Annotated in this window: 6 protein-coding genes and 2 riboswitches; of the genes, 4 read left to right on the forward strand and 2 right to left on the reverse strand. The window is 34.3% G+C overall.

All coding sequences use genetic code 11. The features are described 5' to 3' along the window. The first annotated feature begins 641 nt into the window (after nt 1-641). A riboswitch (cyclic di-GMP riboswitch) is annotated at nt 642-725 on the forward strand. Between the two features lie 69 nt (nt 726-794). After that, nucleotides 795-1151 (forward strand): response regulator, encoded by a 357-nt coding sequence (locus ACFFHF_RS12200; protein ID WP_377058250.1) that lies wholly within the window; start codon nt 795-797, stop codon nt 1149-1151. Between the two features lie 118 nt (nt 1152-1269). Here ACFFHF_RS12200 and ACFFHF_RS12205 read toward each other — a convergent pair whose 3' ends face one another. Together ACFFHF_RS12205 and ACFFHF_RS12210 are read right to left on the reverse strand one after the other, a co-directional pair. Next, nucleotides 1270-1503, reverse strand: a complete 234-nt coding sequence (locus ACFFHF_RS12205) for an SMODS domain-containing nucleotidyltransferase (protein WP_160549848.1) — start codon at nt 1501-1503, stop codon at nt 1270-1272. Between the two features lie 688 nt (nt 1504-2191). After that, nucleotides 2192-2410, reverse strand: a complete 219-nt coding sequence (locus tag ACFFHF_RS12210) for a cation:proton antiporter domain-containing protein (protein WP_377058253.1) — start codon at nt 2408-2410, stop codon at nt 2192-2194. 195 nt (nt 2411-2605) lie between these two features. Further along, nucleotides 2606-2773: riboswitch (cobalamin riboswitch) on the forward strand. Nucleotides 2774-2860: 87 nt separating this feature from the next. On the opposite strand from ACFFHF_RS12210, the gene cobT reads away from it, so the two are divergent. The 3 genes from cobT to ACFFHF_RS12225 all read left to right on the forward strand — a co-directional run bounded on the left by cobT (nt 2861) and on the right by ACFFHF_RS12225 (nt 6367). Next, entirely contained in the window at nt 2861-4648 is a 1788-nt protein-coding gene (gene cobT, locus ACFFHF_RS12215) for a nicotinate-nucleotide--dimethylbenzimidazole phosphoribosyltransferase (RefSeq protein WP_377058251.1), read from the forward strand. Between the two features lie 934 nt (nt 4649-5582). Next, nucleotides 5583-5972: a CBO0543 family protein gene (locus ACFFHF_RS12220; RefSeq protein WP_377058254.1), complete on the forward strand. Its 390-nt coding sequence runs from the start codon at nt 5583-5585 to the stop codon at nt 5970-5972. A 158-nt stretch (nt 5973-6130) separates the two neighbouring features. After that, nucleotides 6131-6367: a DUF3231 family protein gene (locus ACFFHF_RS12225; protein WP_377058252.1), complete on the forward strand. Its 237-nt coding sequence runs from the start codon at nt 6131-6133 to the stop codon at nt 6365-6367. The last annotated feature ends 161 nt before the right edge of the window (nt 6368-6528 follow it).

Genomic DNA, 6528 nt, shown 5'->3' on the forward strand with positions numbered 1-6528 from the left:
CTTGATGACTTGTAATTTAAATTCTTTAGAATGTTTTATTCGTTTCATGATGTCAGCCTCCTTGGTACATTAAGCAGTATAATAAATATTACTCTTATTGTCCAAGTTCATTTTGGGGCTTATGAGATTTAATTACTAATAAACTAAATATATTAGGTTATCCCGGCACTACCAAGCATCTCATTGGACACCTCCATGGTTCCTGTAGCTTTCATGCTCATTTACCAATGGACATTAAACAATCATAAAAGTTATTACCTATACGCTATAATAACTGCTGCCATATTTGCATTTATTTTAAAGCCAATTTTAGTAAGTACTGGTCTTTTTAGAATGTACGGTGAAATTAATTATTTTCACTTATTTATTGGATACGTATTTGTACTTTTGATAGCAAAAGTTATAACCTGGTTATTTCATGAATTACAAAAACCTAAATTCTCAACTCAGAATAGAGAATAAGAAAGTACTCATAAAATATGGGTGCTTTTTCTTTATTTTTCACTTCATATACTGAATACGTAATGTTCTCATACTTTACATTTATGCAGGTTTTTTGGGGTAAAAAACAATTCAACACCAAAACTTTAGGTCAAAATGCATATTTCTACTATTTTTCGACAAATTCTGATATAATTAAAGACCTAAATAGGCAAATTTTACGAAAGTAAAAGACGCAAAGCCACGGGCCTACAGCATTTTGCCACGGTAGCCGGGTTGCTGGGATTTATTGAGTCTCGTTATTTCATATTTTCCCTTTCTAATTTGCCTAACAAATGAAAGGAGTAAAAATTATGAACAAAACTGTACTTATTGCAGACGATTCTCGATTTATGAGAGACCTCCTCAAAAAACATCTTAAAGATAGTGATTTTAAAGTAATTGCTGAAGCTTCAGATGGTTGCGAAGCTGTGTCTCTCTATAGAGATGTTTACCCTGATCTAGTGATAATGGACCTAAATATGCCCTGTAAAAATGGCATGAACGCATTAGAGAATATTAAAAATATGGACTCAAATGCTAAGGTAGTCATTTGTTCTGCTATGGGACAACAAAGAATAAACATCGAGGCACTGGGCCAAGGAGCAAAAGATTTTGTAGTTAAACCCTATTTTAATGAGTTAGTACCAACTCTTAAGAAATTAGTTTAAGTTCAATTCCTTAAGAGGGATGCTTTTTTGTTGGATTAAACTAGTTGCACAGTATATATGTCTTTAGTGCAAATCAAAATAGAGATCTTTTCAAAGTTCATTAAAAACTCACTTGTTTTTATTTTTTCTCTTTTTGGAAATACTTCCTAAAAGGAGGTCGAATTATGTCGAAAGCACCTCTTATATAAGATCCGATTTGAAAATGAGTATGTAGTTCCCCACCTTCAAAATATAGATTTAACCTTCTTGATAAGGTGATTATTGATGTTGAAATACTTGCCTTTTCTTTCTCTGATAAAACCAGTTTACTAGCTAAAGATTTTAAATGATTATTAACAGGATTAACCGACATAATTTGCCTCCTCATGACAATATTCGCTAACTTTATTATATAATTTTTTCCAAGAATATAAAAATACACGAGAACCTCTATTCAAAAAAAGAAGAGAATCACCCTTCTCTCCTTATCCTGACATAAAACTCTTCAATTTCTACACTTTGACTTTATCCCAAAACACTAATACAAAGGCATCCTTAAGTGATTTCGTTATAAAACCTCTAATAAATTCCTTCAGTTAACATCCACTCCTATTTTGACATATCCCTAAATTCCTCTTTAAGCACCTATTTTTGCCGATTTTGATTCACTTTTGTGTAACGCTGTAAAAATATCCGATTTGTTTACTCAGCTACTAGTCCAGTAACATCTCGATCGTACATATATTTATAGAACATGATTATATTTAGGTTAGGAAAGTGAAATAGTTGACACTAAAAGGACCACACATATCTAAATATGTGTGGTCCAATTTTATTACCTTCTTCAACTAAAGGACTATAGTATAAGTGCATATCTTCACAAACTTAGCTTTATTACAGGAATGCCCTCCTTTTTAATTCAGTTGCCAGTGACAACTATTAAGTGACCTGAACAAATATATTCCTTTTTTATTCCCCTTGTATTAAATACTTTAACATTGGAGGTTTGGAGGTGCAACTAAAGTCGTAAATATTATTACAATAATAATTGAAGTGAAGTATTATGGTTGTAACAGAGCTTCTTGTAGTCCAGTTGCTGCAATAATTATAGCAACTTCTCCTCTTGATACCATCCCAGCCCCTATAATAAACGATGTGGGTGAAGAAAAGCCTGTGAACTTCGCTCCTAATGCACCACCTAACAATTTCGTGAGGACCGCGTTTTTAATAAAATAAGGTTTTTTAATTGAATAATCAATTTCATAATTCACTACGAACATTAACAAATTTATTATCTGTCATTCAATTTCCGCTACAATCTTATTAAAGGCAAAGTGCTACCATGTAACCACTTTGTGTACCTCCAATCTTCTCCACAAGTTCTAGGAAAAATAACTATATTTTTTTGCGATAAAAATACGATTCATGAAAAGATTGTCATTTTAACTATTCTATGGTTTACTAATACGTAGTTTTATAGAATGTCTTCATTAGGTGCCTAAGTATAGGAGAATAGGGAAGTTTAAAACAACGCGGAGCCCGCCACTGTAGTCGAGGAGCTGCTGCAATGCCACTGGGAAACTGGGAAGGCGCAGCATGTGATGAATCGGAGTCAGGAGACCTGCCTAAGAGAAGTTCTACAATGTGGTTATGGCAAGACCTCAGCTTATTTAAGCTGGGTTTTTTTTGTATGGTCGGGAATTACCATTAAAGGAGGAAGTAAGTTAATTATGAAAAAATTAAAGGAAACAATTAGTTTAATTGATGGTTTGAACACAAAAGCTCAGGAACAAATGGAACAACATTTAAACTCACTAACTAAACCATTCGGAAGTTTAGGCTTGTTAGAATCACTAGCGATTAAAATAGCAGGTATAACTGGAAATGCACAACCTAATATTGACCCAGCAATGGTAGTGTTAATGGCGTCAGACCATGGTGTAACTGTAGAAGGAGTTTCAGCTTATCCATCAGAAGTTACTCAGCAAATGGTTAGAAATTTTATTACAGGTGGAGCAGCGATCAATGTTTTATCCCGAGCTTCAAATGCCTCAGTTCAGGTTGTTGATATAGGGATTAATGGAGAGTTGCAACTTCCAGGTTTAATCAACAGAAAAATACGCTTTGGAACAAATAACATGGTGCAAGGACCAGCTATGGAAAGGACAGAAGCAGTTTCGGCGATAGAAGTAGGAATTGAGGTAGCACAGTCAGCTATACAGAAAGGTGCGAGACTTTTAGCACTTGGAGAAATGGGAATCGGAAATACCACAGCAAGTAGTGCGATGGTCGCCGTACTCGGGCAGTTATCTGTTGATCAAGTCGTTGGGTTTGGAACAGGAATAAATACAGATGAAAAAGTAAAAAAAGCCAACGTTATTAAAAGATCAATTGAAATAAATCAACCCAATCCAGCTGATCCGATTGACGTTTTGGCAAAAGTCGGGGGATTAGAAATAGCAGGACTTGCTGGGATTGTGTTGGGTGCTGCAGCAGCACGAGTCCCTGTTTTAATAGATGGCTTCATCACAGCTGTGGCTGCGTTGACAGCGGTTCGTATGACTCCCGCATGTGTGCATTATCTTATTGCATCACATCAATCAGTGGAACCGGGTCATATCTTTGTAAATAAACTTTTAGGATTACAGCCACTTGTTAATCTAAACCTTCGTGTTGGAGAAGGAAGTGGGACGGCAATTGCACTTCCCATTGTGAGATCAGCTATTAAAATTGCAAATGAAATGTCTACATTCGAGCAAGCAGGCGTTTCTGGTTCAACTGATGGTTCGGTAAAAGGTACAGCAGAAGTAGCGAAGACATCTGAAATATTACCTACAGAACCTACATTGCAAATAGCAACTCTTCATGAGTTTGATGTGCAACAAAAACAAGGTGTCTATAATGCAATTTATAGCCGAAGGGATATTCGTTCATTTATAAAGCAACCAATTGAGGAGGAAAAACTGTACAGAATCTTAAAAGCAGCACACCATGCACCCTCAGTTGGCTTTATGCAACCGTGGAATTTCATTGCGGTTCGCTCAGACGAAATTAAACAGCAATTACATGACGTTGTTTCTAAAGAAATACAAGTAGCAGGAAAATATTTTGAAGATGATCGGTCTTTGTTGTATCCTAAGCTAAAACTTGAAGGTATTCTTGAGGCACCTGTTACGATTTGTTTTACGTGTGACCCGACAAGGAACGGGGATCATGTACTGGGGCGCAATACGATACCAGAAACAGATGCCTATTCGGTAGTATGTGCTATGCAGAACTTATGGTTAGCTGCTCGGGCTGAAGGGCTTGGAGTTGGATGGGTTTCCTTTTATAAGAAACAAGACATACGAAAAATACTTAATATTCCGCCACATATCGAGCCTATCGGTTTGATGTCAGTTGGGTATACACATCAGTTTCAAGAACAACCTGTATTAGAGACAGTCGGATGGGGAAAACGAATACCAATAGACAATTTAATTTATACTGACAATTGGGGAAGCAATAAAACTAAATAGTTAAGTGACCATTATTTAGCTGGATTTGATAGAGTTATAAACGAAACGAGTCCTTCTTCATTAGAAGAACCGTTTCTAAATCTTTTATTAACATATGTTTTCCCATATTGTTCTTACTAACCATAATGAATAATAAAGTTATTTCATTAAATGTCCCGATTACGGAAAACTGTCTTATTGAAAATCAATCAAATTTATATAAATGTATACTCTTTTTAAAATAGCAGCAGTTCTAGAAATTACCCCATTTAAATTCATAGAACGGACTGAAGAACACTATGCTCTGTTAATGTTTAATGTTGATATAAATATAATAAACAGAACTTTCATAAAACCGGAAGTTCTGTTTGGTTTTATTGTCTTTAAGAAACAGATAGGTAAGGGTTTGAGATTATCGTTCCCTTTTCCCCCTGTTCACACCGTACGTGCGACTTTCACCGTATACGGCGTTCCAACTAATCCAATTCATTCAATTCTATGTACTCAAGTGAAATTAGTTTAATCTCAATCAAATCGTATAGTTTTTTACATAAACTTCTGAGTTCATTTACTTTTCCCTTTTGTTTGCTGTTCAGTTGTAAATCATCAAGAATAGAATTAATTTTATTAATATCTTTCAGATGTACGAGCCTGTGAAGAGTTTCATGTAGATCTATCAAGTTTGAATAACGGTCATCTTACATACCTAAACTCACTAATAATATCAGTTAACCAATTTTCCATAGTCATCCCCTTCGATTTCTTATTAGAAAAGCATCCTTGTTCTAAACTGCTTCTTTAGCTTAATAGTGCTCAGCATTTTCGAATTGTTCATCAAAGTCTCATTTTTCTTTGTTTTAGAATAGCAATAATTTTTATAGGAAAAACTTCCCTAAAAGGGATGACATTTAAGAAAGAAAAAATCATTGAAATATCTTCTTGGATAATAATGTTTATGTTGTTAATCAAATTTGTACCGAAGAAAAAAATACGTGAAGCACATGTAGTTTTCCTGTTTACACAGGTAGTCACCTGGTTAATGGGGGCACTTGTTGTTGAAAAAGGTAATATAAAATATCCCATCAGAACCTTCTTCAAAAAAACAATAAAAAGCAATTTTACTTTTGAATATTTTATTTTTCCTGCATGGAATGTATTGTTCAACATTCTTTATCCTGAAAACAAAAATACTTATATCAAGGCATTATATTATTTGTTGCATACTTCTCTAATAATATTTTTTGAAGTAATCGCTCTAAAGTACACAAAATTGATTCACTATAAAAAATGGAAATGGTATTGGAGCTTCATAACTGTATTCATCCATCCCTTTTTGTTCAACTAAAGTCCCCCAATGCTGAATATATGAAGCCCTTTTAGTTATGATTTCTCCCTTGACAAACCAAAAATTATTAATTTTCCATGCAATATTACATATTTGATAAAAAAATTCCAGATACTTGTTAAAGAATATAAAATTAATCTTAAAAAGGAATTGATTATATGGATAATAGAAAGGCTGCCAAGTTAACTGCTGGTGAGTTAGCACACTGTTGGGAACAGTTAATGAATAATAGTATGTTAAATGTTGTTTTGGAGTATCTTACATTAACATCAGAACTAGAAGAAGTTAAATCTCTTTGTAATGAGGCGGGTTCTAATTCTAAATCTGCTGTACAATTTTTTGAATCTGTACCCCCCTCTGTTAGGATAGATGTCGTAGGGAACTTTAGTGTATAGTTTAAATCATACACGGAGGTTGATCGACATGAAAAGTAATAATGGTAAACGTTATACAAAGGAAGAGAAAGCATCAATTATTAAGAGAATGATGCCCCCCACTAATGAATCGGTTGGCCAATTAAGTGAAGAGTTGGGCATTACTGAACCCACGCTTTACA

Origin of the sequence: Robertmurraya beringensis, assembly GCF_042433785.1 — a bacterium.
In the GTDB taxonomy this organism is placed as follows: Bacteria; Bacillota; Bacilli; order Bacillales; family Cytobacillaceae; genus Robertmurraya_A; species Robertmurraya_A beringensis.